The sequence below is a fragment of the [Borrelia] turdi genome (assembly GCF_008828755.2).
In the GTDB taxonomy this organism is placed as follows: domain Bacteria; phylum Spirochaetota; class Spirochaetia; order Borreliales; family Borreliaceae; genus Borreliella; species Borreliella turdi.
In genome coordinates, this window is sequence record NZ_QBLM01000002.1 from 103,498 (window position 1) to 123,359 (window position 19,862).

Genomic DNA, 19,862 nt, shown 5'->3' on the forward strand with positions numbered 1-19,862 from the left:
TGTCCTTATTTAATGACTATTCCAATTCCTAAATAATTAAAGTTAATAGAATGTTTTTCTACTTTTTTTTCATCTATGTTATAAGCTAGAGGTACATAGCTGGCCTTTGAATATATTTTGAAAATATATTCAGTGTTGCGATATTTTAACATTTTAAACAAAAGTCCCAATTCATTTTCAATTCCAACTTGAAGAATGTTTTTTATTCTTATTGGTCTGAAGATGCTTTTAATATTTTTGTTATTTTGATTATAGGCAAAAAATAATCCCGAAATGATGTAAGGATTGAATGTTTTTTGGGGTAAAAATTCATACATTATGCCTGATGATAATCGATTTGTAAAGCTATTATTTTCATTGTAATTGGTATAGTAATTTGTTGATATTGAGAAGTAATAGTTTATGTTTTCATTTATTTTGTAGAATATTAAATTTCTTACTTTAAGTGGGATCATAATATCAAATCCAAAATAAAAATTATTGCTTATAATATTAAATTCATTTTTCGGTTCTGATATTTTTATGCATTCTTCAGGCGTAATGATTATTCCAAATCCTCCAACGCTTAAGAAATTTTCTTTGGTTGAAAAATTTTTAATGTTTAAATTATTTGTTATGAAAAAATTGTTAGAGTAAAGTCGATAATTTATTCCAATTCCTGTTTCTGCTTCTTGTGTTTTTGAATATGTTTTAAGGCTTTTGATTTGATTTTGAGTTTGGGCGTAAAGTTTTATATCAAATCCAATATTTTCATTTTTCAAGGTGATTCCAATGCTGTTTTTGATAAAATAATCTGCAAAATAAGATAAATCTATATAATTTTCTAAATTTAAAAAATTCATGTAAGAATAATTTAGAGCAAAGCTTAAAAATCCTCTGTAATTGTAGTTATCGTAGCTTTTTATACCCGGAATTGGACGTTTTTGATTTAAAATGAGATGAATTATGCTTTGTATTAAGTATCCTCCCCAGTCTCCAAATAATAAGTTTTTAATTCCAATGCCAAGGTCTATTTCTCCAAAATTTTTTCCATTAATTAGCAATAATATTGGAAAGTAATACATGAAACCTATTTCAATTAAGTCCGTTCTACTAATTAAAGATTTTGGTGAGTCTTCATAGCCTCTAAAAGTTAACATGTGTGCTTCTAAATTTACTATAAAATTGTATTTTGAAGTATAGGTAAAAATTAGAGAGCCACTTCTCAAATCATCAAAAAAATCGCTTAATGAAAATCCAAATCCATCATTTAGTATTTCAAAATAGTATTTGTCAATACCTTCATTTTTGTATTGGATTGCATAATTATAAGAATAAGCTTTTAGAGTAGAAATTATTAATATTATGAAAAATATTTTTTTAAAGTTCATTTTAAAATTATAGCATTTTAGCTTATTTATTAATTAATTCAGGTTAAATAGTTTATTTTTCATTAAATAAACTTAGTTTTATAGTGGGCTATTGTATTGTATAATTCAATGGAGTTGCTAAGACTTTAGGAGTAGTTTTGATGAAAAAGGTAGCTATTATTGATGGACTTAGAACGCCCAATGCCAAGTTTGGAGGTTCTTTTAGGGGTTTGGATATTATTGATGAATCTTCAAAAGTTGTTAAAGCTTTACTTAAAAGAAATAAGTTATGTGAAGTGGATGAGGTTATTATTGGAAACGTAATATCTTCAGGACTTGGTCAAAATATTGCAAGGCAAATTGCTTTGAAATCTAGTTTAGGTGACACTGTTCCTGCATTTAGTGTTAATAAAGTTTGCGGTTCTGGTCTTAAGGCTTTAGAGCTTGCATTTAATTCTATTGTTCTTGGAAATAATGATATTGTTTTAGCTGGAGGGGTAGAAGATTTAACCAATGCTCCTTATCTATTGCCCAGAAAGATTAGATTCGAAGGTCTTAAATTTGGTAATTTTGGACTTGAAGATTCAATCCAAAAAGATGCTTTAATAGATCCTCTAAATTTTATTTCCATGGGACTTACAGCAGAAAATCTTTCAGAAAAATATAAGATAACAAGAGAGATGCAAGATGAATTTGCATATAATTCTCATTTAAAGGCCTTAAAAGCAAGAGAACTTGGATATTTTGAAGATGAAATTTATCCTTTGATTCTTTTTGATAAGAAGACTAATTCTAGTAGGGTTGTCTCAAGTGATGAGGAAATAAGAGATAATTTAACTTTAAATAAGCTAGCATCTCTTAATCCTGTTTTTAAAGAATCAGGCACAATAACCGCTGGAAATTCTTCTAGTTTAAATGATGGGGCTTGTTTTTTAATTTTAGCAAGTGAGGAGAGAGTAAAAAGCTTAGGGATAAAACCATTAGCTTATATTGGGGGATTTAAAAGCGTGGGGCTTGATCCGCTTTATATGGGTTTTGGAGCTTATACAGCTATTGAAGGCATTATTAGTAAATTAAGTTTAAACCCTAGAGAAATAGATTTGATTGAGGTTAATGAAGCGTTTGCTGCTCAAGCATTAAGCATTGAAAAAGCTTTGTTAAAAAAATACAATATAACTAGCGATATTATTAATGTAAATGGTGGTGCTATTGCTTTGGGACATCCATTTGCAGTTAGTGGTTCAAGAATTTTATTAACGCTTTCTCGTACTATGAAAATGAAGAATAAAACAAAAGGAATAGCATCTATTTGTGTTGGCGGTGGGCAAGGAATTTCTAGTTTTTTGTATAGATGAAAATATTTTATTAACTAGATTTAAATGTAAAATTTTGTTAAATTAGTGGGTAAGCGATTCTTTAATAAGAGGTTATGTTATGAAGAGTTTTTTATTTTTGGTAATATTGGGAACTGTGGGGATTAACTCTTTTGCTCAAAATACTCCTGTTGCTATTATTAATTTATATAAAAATGAAATTATTACTAAGACCAGTTTTGATTCTAAGGTTAATATATTTAAAAAGACCCAAGGCCGAGACTTAACTGATGCTGAGAAAAAGCAAGTTTTGCAAGTTTTAATAGCAGATGTTCTTTTTAGTCAAGAGGCTTCAAAACAAGGAATTAAAATTTCAGATGATGAGGTTATGCAAACGATTAGAACTCAATTTGGGCTTGTAAATCTTACTGATGAGCAAATCAAGCAGATGATAGAAAAACAAGGTACAAATTGGAGCGAGCTTTTGTCTTCAATGAAAAGATCTTTATCTTCTCAAAAACTTGTCTTAAAACAAGCTCAACCTAAGTTTTCTGAAGTTAAAACTCCTAGTGAGAAAGAAATTGTTGAGTATTATGAGGCTAATAAAACTAAATTTGTAAATCCTGATATTTCAAGAGTTAGTCATGTATTTTTTTCTACTAAGGATAAAAAAAGATCAGATGTTTTAGATCAAGCAAAAAATATTTTAAGCCAAATAAGGTCAAAAAAAATTACCTTTGAAGAAGCTGTAAGAAAGTATTCAAATGATGAGTCTTCTAAAGCTAAAAATGGAGATCTTGGATTTTTGTCAAGGGATGATCAAAACGCTAAAAATCTTCTTGGAGCTGATTTTATAAAAGAGGTTTTTAATTTTAATAAGGGTGATATATCTGCGCCTATTGCTTCAAAGGAAGGGTTTCATATTATTAAAGTTACAGAAAAATATGCTCAGAGATTTTTAGGCTTGAATGATAAAGTATCTCCTACTACAGATTTGATTGTCAAAGATGCAATAAGAAATAATATGGTTAATATTCAACAACAGCAAATTGTTGTTCAAGTGCAGCAAGATGTGTATGGTAAGCTTAACAAGTCTGCAAATATACAAATCTTGGACTCTAGTCTAAAATAAAGCATATTTTTATTTGTATAATTTTGGTATGGATTTAATGCATGAAGTTAGAATTTTGGCTTTTCAAAAGATTTATAGTATTGACATTAATCAAAGCGCAATGGACGATATTTTTGATATTTTTAATATTGAGGATAAAGGATTAGATATAGAAAATGAATCTATTAAGTCATTTTATTCTTCTTTAGTAACTGGTACTTTTAATAATTTAGAACATATTGACAGCTTGATTAGAGATATTTCCTGGAATTGGTCCTTAGATCGAATAGACAAGGTTGATCTTGCAATACTTAGAATGGGTGTTTATTCTTTGAAGTTCCAAAATTTTGGAAATTCAAAGCGTGCTGTAATTGATGAGTTGATTTTGATTGCCAAGAAATATGGTAGTAAAAACTCTTACAAATTTATAAATGGCATACTTGATGCTTTGCTTAAAAATATGGAGAATTGTATTGAAAAAAAATAAAACTTTAGTGTTCATTTTATTATTCTTATTATCGGTTTTTTCAGGCGGTTTTTATTTCTATTTCAATCCCAATATTTTATATTTTTTAAAGGGTGAGAAAGATTTTAGCAAGCTTATTATAGGAATTGATTTTTATATCGATAAAAAGAAATTTTCTGATGCAAAAAAAGCAATACGATTTTCATCATATTATGCTAATACTGAATTTAAATGGCTAGCTCTTATCAAAAGAGCTAAGGTTTGGGCTTTAAATACAGGCAACTACCATCTTATGGAAGATATTGTAAATCTTAGTGTTAAAGTTTTGCCAGGTAATTTAAAACTAAGAGCTTTAGAGGTTTATTCTAAGCTTAAAATTGGGTCTTTAAAAGACGCTTATAGAATTGCAAATCAATATCTTTTAAATAGCGAAGAGTATCAAAGTCTTTATGATGAAGTTTTTATAAAAAATTTAAGTTCAGATAATAATGTTTTAGATTTTAATAAATTTATTAATAAAATTTATAGAGAAAAGGATCCTCGTGTTTTTGAAGAGATAGGCTTAAATCTTAAAAATAATGCATTTTTAGTAAATGCAATGCTTTTGCATATAGAGAAAAAAAATATAGATGCTGCTAAGCGTATACTTTTTAAAATTAAAGAAGACAAAAATTTTTTAAAAGAGCTTGCATATATTTCATACAATCTTAATGATTTAGATTTTACAATTTCCAATCTTAAGTTGCTTAAAAATGAAGATGATCCGACTTTACTTTTTTTGCTTGCCGATGCTTATTTTAAAAAAGGAGATATCAAGAGTGCTAAGAATGAGTATTTAAAGCTTTATACAAAATTCCCTGATTATAATGTTCTTGTTTATTTAAATCTTGCACTTATAGCTAATAATGAGAATGATTTTAAAAGAGCAATTTCTTATTTAAATAAAGCTAATGAGCTGTTTAAAGACAATAAGATAATAAATTATTATTTAGCAAACATATACTTTAAAATTAAAAATTATTTTAAAGCTAATGAAATTATAGCTAATTACAAGGAAGATCCCTTATTTTTTAAAATTTATTTTGCGTTAAATTATGCAAATTCTGAGTATGAGGCAAAAAAGTCTTATTTGTGGCGATTATTTTACAAGACAGAGTACAATCCTATTATTGCCCAAGTTTTGGCTTGGAATTTGTTGCTTTATTCAGATTTAAAGGATTTAGATTTATTTTTTAAAATTTATAATTTTTCTGAAAATAGACAAGATTGGTATGATTTTTATAAATTTTATTATTATTTTCTTAAAAGAGATTTTGCTGGCTCAAAAAGAGTAATTTTTGATAATAAATCTCAAAAATATATGTTTGGAATTTATTATAATCTTGGAGTTTTGAGCTTTTCTAAGAAAGATTATAAAGAAGCAGAAAGATATTTTAATAAAGGAATATCTTTATTGCCTAGTAGTTTTTATGATAAAGATGCTAGCACTCATTATGAGCGTGAGCTTGTATCAAAAATCTACTTAAAACAAGGAATTAATTATCTTTATTTGGGGAAAATGGAAAAAGGCAAAGAGTCTATTTTGGCTTCTTATTCTTTTTACAAAACTGATGAAGGAAGGCTTTATAAAAATATGATAGATACACTTAGAGAAAGGAAGTTAAATTTTGACTAAACTAAGATTAAAGTCTAGAGATGAAATTAAAAAAATAAAAGCTTCAGCGAGTTTGCTAGCGCTTACTTTGTTAGAAGTAGAAAAAAATATTGCTCCTGGTATTAGCACCAAGGAACTTGATTTGATAGCCTATGATTTTATTATTAAAAATAAAGCTAAGCCCGCTTTTAAAGGATATCATGGGTTTAAGGGTACTATTTGCGCTTCTATTAATGAAGAGGTTATTCATGGTATTCCTGGGAAAAGAAAACTAGCTGATGGGGATATTATCAGTATTGATTGTGGGGTTATTCTTGATGGGTTTTATAGTGATATGGCAAAAACTTTTAAAGTAGGAAGTGTAGACCCTAGTATCGATAAACTTTTAGAAGTTACAAATGCTTCTCTTTACAAAGGTATTGCTGAGATGAAAGTGGGAAATAGAATTTTAAATATATCAAAAGCAATAGAAGAGCATATAAAACCATTTGGTTTTGGAATAGTTAGGGAATATACGGGACATGGTGTTGGATTTCAACTTCACGAAGAACCAAGTGTTCCAAATTATTATGCTCCTTTTTTTAAAAATATTAGAATTCAAGAAGGTATGGTTTTAGCTATTGAGCCTATGGTAAACTTAAAAGGGCATAAGGTTTCAATAAAAAGTGATGGTTGGACTGTTTTCGCATCTGATCTTAGTTATTCTGCGCACTTTGAACATACTGTTGCTGTTGTTGACGGATTGCCTTTAATTTTAAGTGAAGTTTAAATTTTAAATTAATCAAATATTAAAAATTTTATTTATAAAATAAAGTAATTATGTGGAGGTTATAAAAGTGGAAAAAAAGTTTTTTTCTGGATTTATTCTCAGTTTTTTGGCCTTAGGTATTGGATTTTTTATTGGAATGCATTATCTAGATTATAATAAAAGTAATATTGTTTTTGCAGAAGAAAAGGACAATACAGTACAAGCCTTACAAGATTCTTTTAGAGAAGTTTCTAAAAAAATTTTACCATCGTCTGTAGAAGTTCATGCAACAGGGGTAATTAAGAAGAGTTTTCCTATTCCATTTTTCTTTTTTGATATGCCAGAATTTGATTCTGAGAGAAAAAGCAATTGGGCAGGGTCTGGAGTAATAATTGGTAGAGATTCTCAAAAAAAATCATTATTTTATGTGGTTACAAATAGTCACGTAGTAGATAAGGCAACTGAGCTTGAGGTTGTATCTTATGATAAAAAAAAGCATAAGGCTAAGTTAATTGGCAAAGACGAAAAAAAGGATATTGCTCTTATTAGTTTTGAAAGCAATGACGCAACTATTAAAGTAGCTGATCTTGGCGATAGCGATAAGCTTGAAATAGGTGATTGGGTTATGGCCGTGGGGAGTCCTTTTCAATTTAGTTTTACAGTTACAGCAGGTATTGTAAGTGGATTACAACGCTCTGCAAATCCTAATTTGCAATCAAGAAATTTATTTATTCAAACTGATGCTGCAATCAACAGAGGTAATTCAGGTGGTCCTCTTGTAAATATAAAAGGCGAAGTTATTGGGATTAATGCTTGGATAGCTTCAAATTCTGGTGGAAATATTGGGTTAGGTTTTGCAATTCCTGTTAACAATATTAAAAGTACTGTAGATTTTTTCCTTAAAGGTAAAAAAATTGAATCAGCATGGCTTGGAATTTCTTTTTATCCGCTAAAGACAAGAGATTCTGAAGTCCTAAAAAGCTTAGGGGTTGAAGGCAATGATGTTTCAGCGGCAATTATTGCTTCTCTTTATCCAGGTTCACCCGCTGTTAAGTCAGGGCTTAGAGCAGGAGACATTATTGCGAAGGTTAATGATGTTCCCATGAGCGTTTTTCAAGACGTTACATCATATATTAGTGATTTTTATGCTGGTGAAAAAGTAAATGTAGAAATTTTAAGAGGTAATGTCAAAAAAAATATTGAGATTATTCTTGCTGTTAGACCTAAGGAGAAAGAACTTGTTTCTTCAAAAATGTTGCCAGGTTTTGTTGTATATCCATTAGTTGAGGATATTAAAGCGCAGCTTAATTTAAGAAATTGGATTAAAGGTGTTGTTGTTGATTATATCGATAAAAATTTAGCATCAAATATTAAGATGAAATCAGGAGATGTAATTCTTTCTGTAAATTCAAAAAGTGTTTCTAATTTAAGAGAATTTTATGATGCTCTTAAGATTGGTAAAAATACTTATAAAATTTTAAGAGACAATGATTCTTTTAATGTTTCTTTTTAGTGAATTTTAGTTTTGGGTTAAGAGTTTATCTTAACCCTTTTTTGGTTTGTGTATAATTTGTTAAACTTCGTTTTAGATGTTGCTATTTTTATTTTACGTAAATATTTATAAGATATTTTTACAGGTAAAATATTTTGATTAAATAAAATTTATTGTTATTAAGAAGGAATAAGTTTAAATTATGAAAAAATATATTTCTTATGAAGAGATAAGAATTAATGGGTTTAAGCTTGCTTATAAAATTTATAAAGATGGATTTATTCCAGATATTATGTATGTCTCTTTGAGAGGGGGAGCCTATCTTGGTAATATTATTAGTGAATTTTTTAAATTTGTAAAAGTAGATAAGCCCCTTTTATATGCCGCTGTTGTTGCTAGATCTTATGATATTTTTAATGAGCAAAAAAAGATAATGATAGATGGTTGGACTTATGATCCAAAATATTTAAGGGCAGGCGATAAAGTTTTATTTGTTGATGATATTTTTGATACGGGCCGTACTATTGTTTATTTAAGAGGTGAGGTTTTAAAAAAAGGTATAGAGAATAAAAATGTTAAAATAGCAGTTTACGATTATAAGGATCATGGATTTGTAGATTATATTCCTGATTATTATGTTAATAAATATTCTAGCCAAGAAGAATTAAATACTTGGATTCATTATGGAAATCATGAATTGACTGGATTGAATGAAAGTGAATATTTGAATAGTTTTGAATATATAGATGATGAGCTTAATGAGATTTTAAAATTTTTAGCAAAAAATAAATCTTAATTATTGTCTTCTATATATTCTATTAAAGAATATCCTTTTGTTTTTAACATTTTAATTATTATTCCTAAATTATCTTTTAATATTGGGCCGATTAAGACATGAGTTTTTTCGGTTCTAACTGGAAATTTATTAGTATTTTTAATTGCTTCAAAATTATCATTTTTATAGCTAGGATAGACTTTAATATAATGATTTGTTGTGTAATTTCCATCATTTGCGGTGTTTTGATTGATGTTATTGCTTAAATTTCTGTTAGGATAATTAATTTTTTTTGATTTTTGTATGTATATATTGGAATTTATATTCTTTTTGCTGTTTTCATCTTTTTTTAAAATCGATTCTTTTCTAATTTTTTTGAGATTTGAGTTTGAATCGTAAGTCTTAATTTTTTTTTTTATTTTTGTTTCTATGTTTGAAAATAATTCTAATTTATTGTTTAATTTTTCATCTTTTACTGGAAATAATCTTAATACAAAAAGAAGGAGTAACATTAATTTGTAGAGTTTTTTTAATCTCATTTCTTTGTTTCCTTTTTTTGATTAAAAATAAAGATTTTTAGGAGTCCTTGGGAATGGTATTGAATCTCTTATATTAGATATTCCTGTTGAGTATTGCACTAATCTTTCAAGTCCAAGCCCAAAACCAGAATGAGGAGTGGAGCCAAATCTTCTTAGATCAAGATACCAGTTTAGATGCTCAATGTTTAGATTTAATTCTTTTATTCTATTTTCTAATTTCTGCAAGTCATCTTCTCTTTCGCTTCCTCCTATAATCTCTCCAATTCTTGGAACAAGTATATCCATTCCTTTGACGGTTTTGTTATCTTTGTTTATTTTCATGTAAAATGCTTTAAAATTTTTTGGGTAATCAATAACCACTACTGGTTTTTTAAAAGTCTCTTCTGTTAAGAATCTCTCGTGATCTGTTTGCAAATCTATTCCCCAGTAAGGTTTTATTTCGAAATTTTTTCTTGAGCTTTCAAGAATTTCAATTGCTTTAGTATAGGTAATAACTTCAAAATTTGAATTTATTACGTTTTCTAATTTTTTGATTAAACCTTTTTCGATGTAACTTTCTAAAAAATCCATATCTTGTGAGCATTCATTTAAAATTGAACTTAAAAGATATTTTAAGAGGTCTTCTGCTAGGGTGATGTTGTCGTCAAGTTTGTAAAAAGCCATTTCTGGTTCTATCATCCAGAATTCTGAAGCGTGGCGTGTAGTATTAGAATTTTCTGCTCGAAATGTTGGACCGAATGTGTATATTTTAGATAAAGCCATTGCATATGCTTCACCGTGCAATTGACCAGTGACAGATAGAAAAGCTTCTTTTCCAAAAAAATCATCTTTAAAATCAATATTACTAAGTGTATTGGTTGGTTTGTTGAATTTTAATGTGGAAACTCTAAACAGTTCCCCAGCGCCTTCTCCATCATTTGATGTAATTATTGGTGTATTAATATAGAAAAACCCATTTTTTTGGAAATATTCATGAATCTTGTATGAAATTTTATTTCTTACTCTAGCAATAGCTCCAAATGTGTTGGTTCTTATTCTTAAATGAGGTATTTCTCTTAAAAATTCAAAGGTATGTCTTTTTTTTTGCAGTGGGTAAGTTTTTGAATCTGTTTCTCCGATTACATTAAAACTATATGTTTTTATTTCATAATTTTGTCCTTTTGCAGGACTTTCTACTAATAAACCTGTTAACGATATGCTTGCTCCTGTTGTTAATTTTTTTAGATCTTTTTCAGCAAATTGACTTTCTTCTTCGTTTATTACAGCTTGAATTCCTTTAAGCGTTGAACCATCATTAATTTCTATAAATCCAATCTTACCATTACTCCTCTTGGTTCTAATCCACCCGTTTATTGTAACATTGCTGTTTAAAATTGGATTTTCTAAAATATCTTTAATGCTTGCAAACATTTTATTTATCACCTTAAAATTTATTAATATTGCTAAATCAATTTTATTATAGCTTAAAACCTTTTTTAAAAAAACATTCAAAACATTTTTTATTATTTTAATTCTTGAAATTAACTTTGTTAATATTTATACTATGGTTTTTAGGAGTGATTATTATTTTGTAATGAAAAATTTCAAAGAAGTAATAATTGTTTTTGATTCAGGAGTAGGAGGGCTTTCTTATTTTAAATATATTAAAAGTAAAATCAAGGGATGCCAATATGTTTATGTTGCCGATAATAAAAATTTTCCTTATGGAGAGAAGAGCTCAGAATATCTTTTAGAAGCAGTTTTGTGTTTAATTGAGAAACTTAAAAGAATCTATAATATTGGTGCATTAATTTTGGCTTGCAATACAATTTCTGTTAGTGTGTACAATAAATTAAATTTGGTTTTTCCAGTAGTCTATACTTTGCCAGAGATAAGTTCAGCTTCAGAGCTTGCTTTAAAAAGAGTTCTTTTGATTGCAACAAATACTACTCTTGAGAGCAAATTTGTTAAAGATCAAGTAAATATGCATTATGATTTGATTGTAAAATCTGCTGGAGAGCTTGTTAATTTTGTTGAATATGGAGAGAAGTATAAAAAAGATGCTCTTAGCTGTTTAGAAGCTTTAAAATTTGAAGTTGCAAACACCGGTAGAGAAATTGTTTTTCTTGGATGCACGCATTATTTGCATATTAAGGCAATGATAGAAGATTTTTTAAAAATTCCTGTTTATGAGAATCGTGAATTAGTGGTACAAAATCTTATTAGGGTAATGAATTTATCCGAACGTAAACGAAACTATTATGAAAAGGATATTCATTTTGTAGATGAATTTTATTTGACTAGAAACGAAAATTTGACTTTTTATCAAAATTTTTGCAAAAAATATAATCTCCACTTTAAAGGAACGATAGTTTGAATTATCTTAAATTTGAAGTTATTTGGGGAGTTAATAATATATATTCTATTTTAGAGCTTGGCAGTAAATTAATTTATGAGGGAATTTTTAAGGGCAAGGTATTAGAAACAGGTTGTAAGGAGTATAGCCCTTTAGTTCCAGGAGATGTAGTCTTGGGATATATTTATAGTTCTCGTAAGGTGTATATTGATAGGCGAATAAGTAGAAAAAATATTCTTTGGCGCTATAACAGAAAAGCAGATCTCAGGCAGACAATTGTTTCTAATGTTGACAATGTTTTGATTGTAAATTCTGCTAACTTTCCTGAGATGAAAAATTTTTTTATTGACAGGGTTCTTGTTGTTGCAGAAGAGCAAAATATTGTTCCTGTTATTGTGATTAATAAAATTGATAAAGGAATAAGCCGGAAGGTTGAAGAATTTTCTGAAATTTATAAAAATCTAGGATACAAGGTTTTAAAAACCTCTGTTAAAACTTTTGAGGGCATCAAAGAAGTAAAAGAGATTTTGAGAAATTCAAGAACTTCTTTTATTGGTCAGTCTGGTGTTGGAAAATCCTCATTAATAAATTTGATTGATTCAAGAGCTTCTCAATCAGTAAATGAAATCTCACATAGGTATTCTAGAGGAAAACATACCACTGTTTATTCAATATCATTTCATTCTGAGAGCGGGATAATAGTTGATACTCCCGGAATAAAAGAGTTTGGAATTGAAACATTACCTTTTGAGAATCTTAAGTATTATTTTAAAGAGTTTGAAAATTTTGCTAGTTTTTGTAAATATAAATCCTGTTTACATGTTAGCGAACCTTGTTGTTTTGTTACAAGCTCTTTAGGTAATGGTATTTCCAAGCTTAGGTATGAAAGTTATTTAAAGATTTTATCAGAGCTTAAAAATTATAAAAATTATGCAAGATAAATATTTAAAAAATATTGATTTTTATGAAATTTTATCTTTAGTATCTAAGTATGTTTCTAGTCCAGACACTGTTAATTTACTAAATAATCAAGAAATATTAAAAACAAGAGAAAGCTTAGAGAAAATGTTTTCTTTTGTGAATCTCATTAGAATGCTTTTTGATAGTTGTAAAGGATATCCAAACTCTTTTATAAATAGCTTAAAATATCCCATTTCATTATTAACAAAAGAAAATTCAAGAGTTTCTATTGAAAATTTGAGAGATATTATAGAGTTTTTAGATGAGGTTTTGCGAATAAATTTATTTTTACATAAAAATATTGATATCAAGCATTTTAATGTGCGGATTTTATCCGATTTATTATTTTTAAGCCCAGAGCTAAGAAATTTGCTTAGTGAATTAAAAGAATATATAGATGTTGATGCTCTTGAATTAAAAAGTGGTGTTGTAAAAGAATATGATTCGATTGAATTTGAGATTAAAAATTTAAATAGACGAGTTGAAAAACAGATAAAAAGAATAATTAGCTTGAATTTAGAATATTTGGCTTCTAATTTTGTTTATTATAAATCTAATAAATATACCCTTGCTCTTAAGTCTAATTTTAAAGGTAAAGTTAAGGGTAATGTTATTTCTGTTTCGTCATCAGGTGAAACATTTTATATTGAACCAAATGATATTGTAAATGATAACAATAGATTAAATTTTTTGAATTTAGAAAAAAAAAGAATAATTTTAAAAATTTTGCAGAACCTTTCTGATAAGGTTCATAGTAACATTGTTCTTTTAGATAATCTTTATAATAATTTTTTGTATTATGATTCTTTAAAGGCACGAGCGATTTATGGAATCAAAACCAAAGGGGTATTTCCTGAGATTTCAAATGCATTAAATATTTTTGATGCACACCATCCTTTGTTAAAGGATTCAAAGGCAATAACTTTTACTCCTGCTGAAAATCGTGTTGTAATTATTACCGGTCCTAATGCTGGTGGAAAAACGGTAACTTTAAAGACGATTGGACTGCTTAGTGCAATGTTTCAATTTGGGATTCCTATTCTTGTTAGTGAGGCTAGCACTTTTAAAATTTTTGATAACATTTTTATTGATATTGGTGATGAGCAGTCAATTTCTAATTCCCTTTCGACTTTTTCAAGCCATATGAGCAATATTTCTTATATTTTAAAACATAGTACAAAAAATAGTCTTGTAATATTTGATGAATTTTGCTCAGGAACAGACATTGATCAAGGGCAGGCGCTTGCTATTTCAATTCTTGAATATCTAATTAATATTAATTCTTATGTTTTAATATCAACTCATTATAACGCTCTTAAATATTTTGCATATACTAATGAGGGGGTTATTAATGCTTCTATGCGAATGGATTTAGAGACAATGCAACCCAATTATAATTTAGTTTTTTCCATTCCTGGTGAAAGTTATGCATTTAATGTTGCTAGTAGAGTTTTGATTGACAGTAGTATAATAATGCGTGCTAATGAGATTTATTTATCTCAAAAAACAGAAGTTAATAAAATTTTAGAAAGATTAATAGAAAAAGAGAAAGATTTGATTTTAATTAAAGAAAGCATGAATAAGAAATTAATCCAAATAGAATTACAAGAAAAAGAAGTGGAAAATATTTATCAAGATCTTTTATTAAAAGAAAAAAATATTGAGACAGAGCTTTTAAATGAGCAGAATGAATTTTTAAAAAATTCAAGAAAAGCTTTAGAAAATTTAGTTAGAGAAATAAAAGAGGGCAATATTAATATTGCAAAAAATAAAGCTTTTATATCAGATTTAGAAAAAAATATAGACTTCAAGTTAAATAAAGTAAATTCTATTAACAATAAGAGAAATATATCAACAGATTTTAAAATAGGAGACAGGGTTAGAATAGTTAATTCTAATGCAAAAGGAAAAATAGTTGGGATTTCTAAAAAGAAGATTACTGTTAATGTAGGTGCTTTTAATGTTAGTGTTTCTAGTTCAGAGATATCTTTGGAAAACTTTATAGAGCAAAAAAAAGAAGGCAGTAAAAATTTTAGCTTTTCAATTGATTATAATAAGGAGAACCCGGTAAGTTTTACTATTGATATTAGAGGTATGAGGTCTGTTGATGCTCTAGACTTTTTGAATAAGAAAATAGATAATATTATATTAAATGGCATTAATAAATTTGAGATCATCCATGGAAAAGGGGAGGGTTATCTTATGAGGGAAGTTCACAATCTGTTAAAAGAGTTTAAGTTTGTTAAAAAATATTATTTTGCTCATCCTAGTGATGGAGGGGCTGGAAAAACTATAGTTGAGATTTAATTTAAGTGAATATAGCAAAATTTGATGAATTTGAAAATATATTGTTCCACATTTGTCTTGATGTTGATTTTGTGCTTGAAGATGAATTTGGAAATTCTTATGATATTCATCCCAATAGGCCTTTTAGGGGCAAGGCTGCAAACGGTCTTTTGGATGGTCTTTTTAGCGTTACAACAACTTTTACATCAGGCTATGGATCTAGGTTTGGAAGAGGTTATTTGATTATTATTGAGATATTGACTTTAAATTTTGTTGATGGTGAGTTTTGGGATAAGATAAATAGAAGAGGTATTGAAATCTTCAGAGAAGAGCTTAAAAATAAATTTCCAAGCAAAAATCTTGAGATAGTGCTTGATGGTAATGTTTATAAAATTATTGGGCCATTTTTTTAATGGTTGTATTATTTCTAATAATTGAAAGTTAATATCTTCTTTAAAGAAGTATTGTTGTACTAATTTTAGTATGTCTTATTAATATTATAATATTTTTAATATTAATAATTATTGTATACTTTTTAAAGTTTTATTTGCTAGTAAGCGTTGATTTGTTATTGAGTTATTATTTTTATGTTTACGATATAAGGAGTTTTAATGCAATTTGAAGTAAAGGATCTGATAAATAAAATTAAAAAAGATGGACTTGAAGAGGCTGAGAGAGTGTCTAACGATATTATTTCTAAGGCTAAAAAAGAAGCAGAAGAAATAGTTTCTAGAGCAGAAGAATCTGCTAGAGTATTAAAGGTAAAATTAGAAAAAGAAGTTGATGATTATAAACGTCATGCCCTTGAAGCTTCTCGTCAAGCAATCAGAGATTTAATTATTGGCGTTGAAAAGAATCTTAAATCTCTTTTTGAAAATACTTTAAAAGATAATGTGGCAGAAGTTTTTAGTGATAATAATTTCTTAGCAGAGCTTATAATTAAAATAACGGATTATTGGATTAAAGAAGAAAAATTAGTTGTTCAATTAAATGAATCTGATTTTTCTAACTTAGAGCAGATATTAAGATTAAAACTTGAAAATAAGCTTAAGGAAGGGATAGAGATTAAACCTTTCAAAGGTATAAGCAAAGGTTTTAAGATTCAAAAGAAGAATGTTGGTTTGCAGTATGATTTTTCAGTGGAAACTATTGCAGACATTCTTTTTGATTATCTTAATCCAAGATTTAAGGAAGTTATAAAGGTGATCTAGGAGACTTTTGTGTTAAATTCATATTATTATGTTTTATCTTCTTTGCCTTATATTGATTTAAAATCTTTAAAAAATTATAGTGTTTCAGATTTTTTGAATAATGTCGAAATTTCTTTAAGCAAAAAGGACTTTAATTTTTTAAAAGATTTGTTAGAATTTAAGGTAGATAGGGATAAATCAAGAGTTGTTGATCTTTTTCTTGATTTTGAAGATACAATAAGGTATACACTTGCAGTTTTAAGAGCAGAAAAATTGGGATTACCTAGGGATTTTTATTTGGAATCTGCTTATTTTTCTAGTTATTATTTAAATGTTTTGAGAAATATTTGTTTGAAAGAAAATTCTTTCGAAATAGAGTTAAGTTTTGACCTTCTTAAGTGGCAATTTTTGAATGATCTTGAGGTTGGATATGAATTTGATTTTGAGAAAGTAATAATTTACTTTTTAAAGCTAAGGTTATTTTTAAAACATAATTCATTTAAAGAAGAATTGGGTATTCAAAATTTTGACAATATTTGTCAAAATTTAATTGATAAAAGTAATGAAAAGGTTTAGAAAAGGAATTTTAATGAAGACAAAAGGAAAAGTTGTTGGAGTGAATGGAAACTTAGTTACTATTGAGGTAGAAGGTTCAGTTTCTATGAATGAAGTTTTATTTGTAAAGACAGGTGGTAGAAATTTAAAAGCGGAAGTTATTCGTGTTAGAGGCAATGAAGTTGATGCACAAGTTTTTGAATTGACAAAAGGGATATCTGTTGGTGATGTGGTTGAATTTACAGATAGGCTTTTAACAGTTGAGTTGGGACCAGGTCTTTTAACTCAAGTATACGATGGGCTTCAAAATCCTTTACCTGAGCTGGCTATTCAATGTGGATTTTTTTTAGAAAGGGGAGTGTATTTAAGGCCTTTGAATAAAGATAAAAAATGGAGCTTTAAAAAAACCTCCAAAGTTGGGGACAGCGTTATTGCAGGAGATTTTTTAGGTTTTGTAATTGAAGGAACTGTTCACCACCAAATAATGATTCCATTTTATAAAAGAGATTCTTATAAAATTGTGGAGATTGCAAATGATGGTGACTATTCGATTGATGAGCAAATCGCTGTAATTGAAGATGATTCTGGCATGAGAGATAGTATTACAATGTCTTTTCATTGGCCTGTTAAAATTCCTATCACTAATTATAAGGAACGACTTATTCCTAGCGAGCCTATGTTGACCCAAACTAGAATTATAGATACATTTTTTCCAGTTGCTAAAGGAGGAACTTTTTGTATCCCAGGTCCTTTTGGAGCTGGAAAAACCGTTCTTCAGCAGGTTACAAGTAGAAATGCTGATGTTGATATAGTGATTATTGCAGCTTGTGGTGAACGAGCGGGAGAGGTGGTAGAAACTCTTAAGGAGTTTCCCGAGTTGATAGATCCAAAAACAGGTAAATCTTTAATGGATAGAACTTGCATTGTTTGTAATACATCTTCAATGCCAGTTGCAGCTAGAGAGGCTTCCGTTTATACTGCTATTACTATTGGGGAGTATTATAGACAGATGGGTCTTGATATTCTTCTTTTGGCAGATTCAACTTCAAGATGGGCTCAAGCTATGAGAGAAATGTCTGGTCGTCTTGAAGAAATTCCTGGTGAGGAAGCTTTTCCAGCTTATCTTGAGTCTGTTATTGCTTCTTTTTATGAAAGGGCAGGCATTGTAGTCCTTAATAATGGTGATATTGGATCTGTGACAGTTGGTGGTTCTGTAAGCCCTGCTGGTGGTAATTTTGAAGAACCAGTTACTCAAGCAACTTTAAAGGTTGTAGGAGCATTCCACGGACTTACAAGAGAAAGGTCTGATGCTAGAAAATTTCCAGCTATTAGCCCTCTTGAATCTTGGAGTAAATATAAAGGTGTGATTGATTCTAAAAAGACAGAATATGCAAGATCTTTTTTGGTAAAAGGTAACGAAATTAATCAAATGATGAAAGTTGTTGGGGAAGAGGGCATAAGTAATGAGGATTTTTTAATTTATTTGAAGTCTGAACTTCTTGATTCATGCTATTTACAACAAAATTCATTTGATTCTGTTGATGCTGCTGTTAGTTCAGAGCGTCAAAATTATATGTTTGATATACTTTATAATATTCTTAAAACTAACTTTGAGTTTTCCGATAAGCTTCAAGCAAGAGATTTTATAAATGAATTAAGGCAAAATCTTTTAGACATGAATCTTTCTTATTTTAAAGATTATAAGTTTAATAAATTGGAGCATACTTTAAGTGAATTGGTAAATTTAAAAAAGGCAATTTAGGGGGTTTGGAGAAATATATATATGAAAAGAGTCTATAGTAAAATAGAGTCTATAGCAGGCAATGTGATAACTGTTACAGCTCAAGGTATTAAGTACGGTGAGCTTGCTATTGTGAAAGCAAAAGATACAAGCTCTCTAGCCGAAGTAATTAAACTTGATCGAGAAAAAGTTTCTCTTCAAGTTTATGGTGGTACAAGAGGTGTGTCCACATCAGATGAGATAAAGTTTTTAGGGCATTCAATGCAAGTTTCATTTTCTGACAATTTATTGGGCAGAATTTTTGATGGTTCTGGAAATCCTAGGGATGGAGGGCCTTCTCTTGATGATAATTTAATTGAAATTGAGGGGCCTTCTGCAAATCCTGCAAAACGTATTGTTCCTAGAAATATGATAAGGACAGGGCTCCCAATGATAGATGTTTTTAACACTCTTGTTGAATCTCAAAAATTACCAATTTTTTCTGTTTCTGGTGAGCCTTATAATGAGCTTCTTGTTAGAATCGCACTTCAAGCAGAGGTTGATTTGATAATTCTTGGTGGAATGGGACTAAAGCACGATGATTATTTGACTTTTAAAGATTCTTTAGAAAAAGGAGGTGCTTTAAGTAGAACAATTTTTTTTGTTCATACCGCCAATGATTCTGTTGTTGAATCTTTAACTGTTCCTGATATTTCGCTTTCTGTTGCTGAAAAGTTTGCCCTTAAGGGTAAAAAAGTTTTAGTGCTTCTTACAGATATGACAAATTTTGCTGATGCTATGAAAGAAATATCTATTACAATGGAACAAGTGCCTTCTAACAGAGGTTATCCTGGAGATTTATATTCTCAGCTTGCATATCGTTATGAGAAAGCCATTGATTTTGAAGGTGCAGGATCGATTACGATACTTGCGGTTACAACTATGCCGGGGGATGATGTTACTCATCCTGTTCCTGATAATACTGGGTATATTACAGAGGGTCAGTATTATTTAAAAGGTGGTAGAATAGAACCTTTTGGATCGCTTTCAAGACTTAAACAAATGGTAAATGGTAAGACTAGAGACGATCACAGAACTATAATGGATACGATGATTAAACTTTATGCATCCTCAAAGGAGTCTGTAGAAAAGAAGGCTATGGGATTTAATATGACTAAGTGGGATGAAAAATTGCTAAAGTATAGCAACATGTTTGAAAGTAAGATGATGGATTTAACTGTTAATATTCCCTTAGAAGAGGCTTTAGATTTAGGTTGGGATATTCTTGCCAGCTGTTTTAGCCCAAAAGAAACGGGTATAAAAACGGATCTTGTTGAAAAATATTGGCCCAAAAAAGAGACCTGTTGAT

General features: G+C 28.7%; 18 protein-coding genes. 15 read left to right on the plus strand and 3 right to left on the minus strand.

Annotated elements, in window-relative coordinates; genetic code table 11:
• Positions 1–5: 5 nt before the first annotated feature.
• On the minus strand, positions 6–1,370 hold the full coding sequence (locus tag DB318_RS03875) for a hypothetical protein (protein WP_151060593.1): 1,365 nt from the start codon (positions 1,368–1,370) through the stop codon (positions 6–8).
• A gap of 140 nt (positions 1,371–1,510) precedes the next feature.
• Here DB318_RS03875 and DB318_RS03880 point away from each other — a divergent pair, with 140 nt between their 5' ends.
• From DB318_RS03880 to DB318_RS03910, 7 genes are all read left to right on the plus strand, one after another.
• Positions 1,511–2,704 (plus strand): acetyl-CoA C-acyltransferase, encoded by a 1,194-nt coding sequence (locus DB318_RS03880; RefSeq protein ID WP_172964868.1) that lies wholly within the window; start codon positions 1,511–1,513, stop codon positions 2,702–2,704.
• Between the two features lie 79 nt (positions 2,705–2,783).
• Complete coding sequence (locus DB318_RS03885; protein WP_151060595.1) at positions 2,784–3,794, plus strand: peptidylprolyl isomerase; 1,011 nt, start codon at positions 2,784–2,786, stop codon at positions 3,792–3,794.
• 37 nt (positions 3,795–3,831) lie between these two features.
• Positions 3,832–4,260: a transcription antitermination factor NusB gene (gene nusB, locus DB318_RS03890; RefSeq protein WP_151060698.1), complete on the plus strand. Its 429-nt coding sequence runs from the start codon at positions 3,832–3,834 to the stop codon at positions 4,258–4,260.
• Positions 4,247–5,914, plus strand: coding sequence for a tetratricopeptide repeat protein (locus DB318_RS03895; RefSeq protein WP_172964869.1), 1,668 nt, complete (start codon positions 4,247–4,249; stop codon positions 5,912–5,914). The genes nusB and DB318_RS03895 overlap by 14 nt, the downstream gene beginning before the upstream one ends.
• Positions 5,907–6,662 (plus strand): type I methionyl aminopeptidase, encoded by a 756-nt coding sequence (gene map, locus DB318_RS03900; protein WP_151074336.1) that lies wholly within the window; start codon positions 5,907–5,909, stop codon positions 6,660–6,662. Before DB318_RS03895 ends, map begins: the two co-directional genes overlap by 8 nt.
• 67 nt (positions 6,663–6,729) lie before the next feature.
• A complete protein-coding gene (gene htrA, locus DB318_RS03905; protein WP_151060597.1) occupies positions 6,730–8,154 on the plus strand; it encodes a DegQ family serine endoprotease HtrA in 1,425 nt (474 codons plus the stop codon).
• A 181-nt stretch (positions 8,155–8,335) separates the two neighbouring features.
• Positions 8,336–8,929, plus strand: a complete 594-nt coding sequence (locus DB318_RS03910; protein WP_151060598.1) for a phosphoribosyltransferase — start codon at positions 8,336–8,338, stop codon at positions 8,927–8,929.
• Here DB318_RS03910 and DB318_RS03915 read toward each other — a convergent pair.
• A complete protein-coding gene (locus DB318_RS03915; protein ID WP_151074337.1) occupies positions 8,926–9,447 on the minus strand; it encodes a hypothetical protein in 522 nt (173 codons plus the stop codon). The two genes, DB318_RS03910 and DB318_RS03915, sit on opposite strands and share 4 nt — an antisense overlap.
• Positions 9,448–9,468: 21 nt before the next feature.
• Positions 9,469–10,857 carry an asparagine--tRNA ligase gene (gene asnS / locus DB318_RS03920; protein WP_151060600.1) on the minus strand — a complete coding sequence of 463 codons (1,389 nt, stop codon included), beginning with the start codon at positions 10,855–10,857 and terminating at the stop codon, positions 9,469–9,471.
• Positions 10,858–11,020: 163 nt separating this feature from the next.
• On the opposite strand from asnS, the gene murI reads away from it, so the two are divergent.
• From murI to DB318_RS03960, 8 genes are all read left to right on the plus strand, one after another.
• A complete protein-coding gene (gene murI, locus DB318_RS03925) occupies positions 11,021–11,803 on the plus strand; it encodes a glutamate racemase (protein WP_151074363.1) in 783 nt (260 codons plus the stop codon).
• Entirely contained in the window at positions 11,800–12,723 is a 924-nt protein-coding gene (gene rsgA / locus DB318_RS03930; protein ID WP_151060602.1) for a ribosome small subunit-dependent GTPase A, read from the plus strand. The genes murI and rsgA overlap by 4 nt, the downstream gene beginning before the upstream one ends.
• Positions 12,713–15,049 carry an endonuclease MutS2 gene (locus tag DB318_RS03935; protein ID WP_151074338.1) on the plus strand — a complete coding sequence of 779 codons (2,337 nt, stop codon included), beginning with the start codon at positions 12,713–12,715 and terminating at the stop codon, positions 15,047–15,049. Before rsgA ends, DB318_RS03935 begins: the two co-directional genes overlap by 11 nt.
• Before the next feature lie 5 nt (positions 15,050–15,054).
• Positions 15,055–15,441, plus strand: coding sequence for a hypothetical protein (locus DB318_RS03940; RefSeq protein WP_151060604.1), 387 nt, complete (start codon positions 15,055–15,057; stop codon positions 15,439–15,441).
• A 198-nt stretch (positions 15,442–15,639) separates the two neighbouring features.
• The gene (locus DB318_RS03945; protein ID WP_151060605.1) at positions 15,640–16,239 is read left to right on the plus strand and encodes a V-type ATP synthase subunit E; all 600 of its coding nucleotides are present in this window, start codon (positions 15,640–15,642) and stop codon (positions 16,237–16,239) included.
• Between the two features lie 9 nt (positions 16,240–16,248).
• Positions 16,249–16,794 (plus strand): hypothetical protein, encoded by a 546-nt coding sequence (locus DB318_RS03950; protein WP_151060606.1) that lies wholly within the window; start codon positions 16,249–16,251, stop codon positions 16,792–16,794.
• Between the two features lie 13 nt (positions 16,795–16,807).
• Entirely contained in the window at positions 16,808–18,535 is a 1,728-nt protein-coding gene (locus DB318_RS03955) for a V-type ATP synthase subunit A (RefSeq protein WP_151073776.1), read from the plus strand.
• 21 nt (positions 18,536–18,556) lie between these two features.
• Positions 18,557–19,861, plus strand: coding sequence for a V-type ATP synthase subunit B (locus tag DB318_RS03960; RefSeq protein WP_151060608.1), 1,305 nt, complete (start codon positions 18,557–18,559; stop codon positions 19,859–19,861).
• Position 19,862 lies beyond the last annotated feature (1 nt).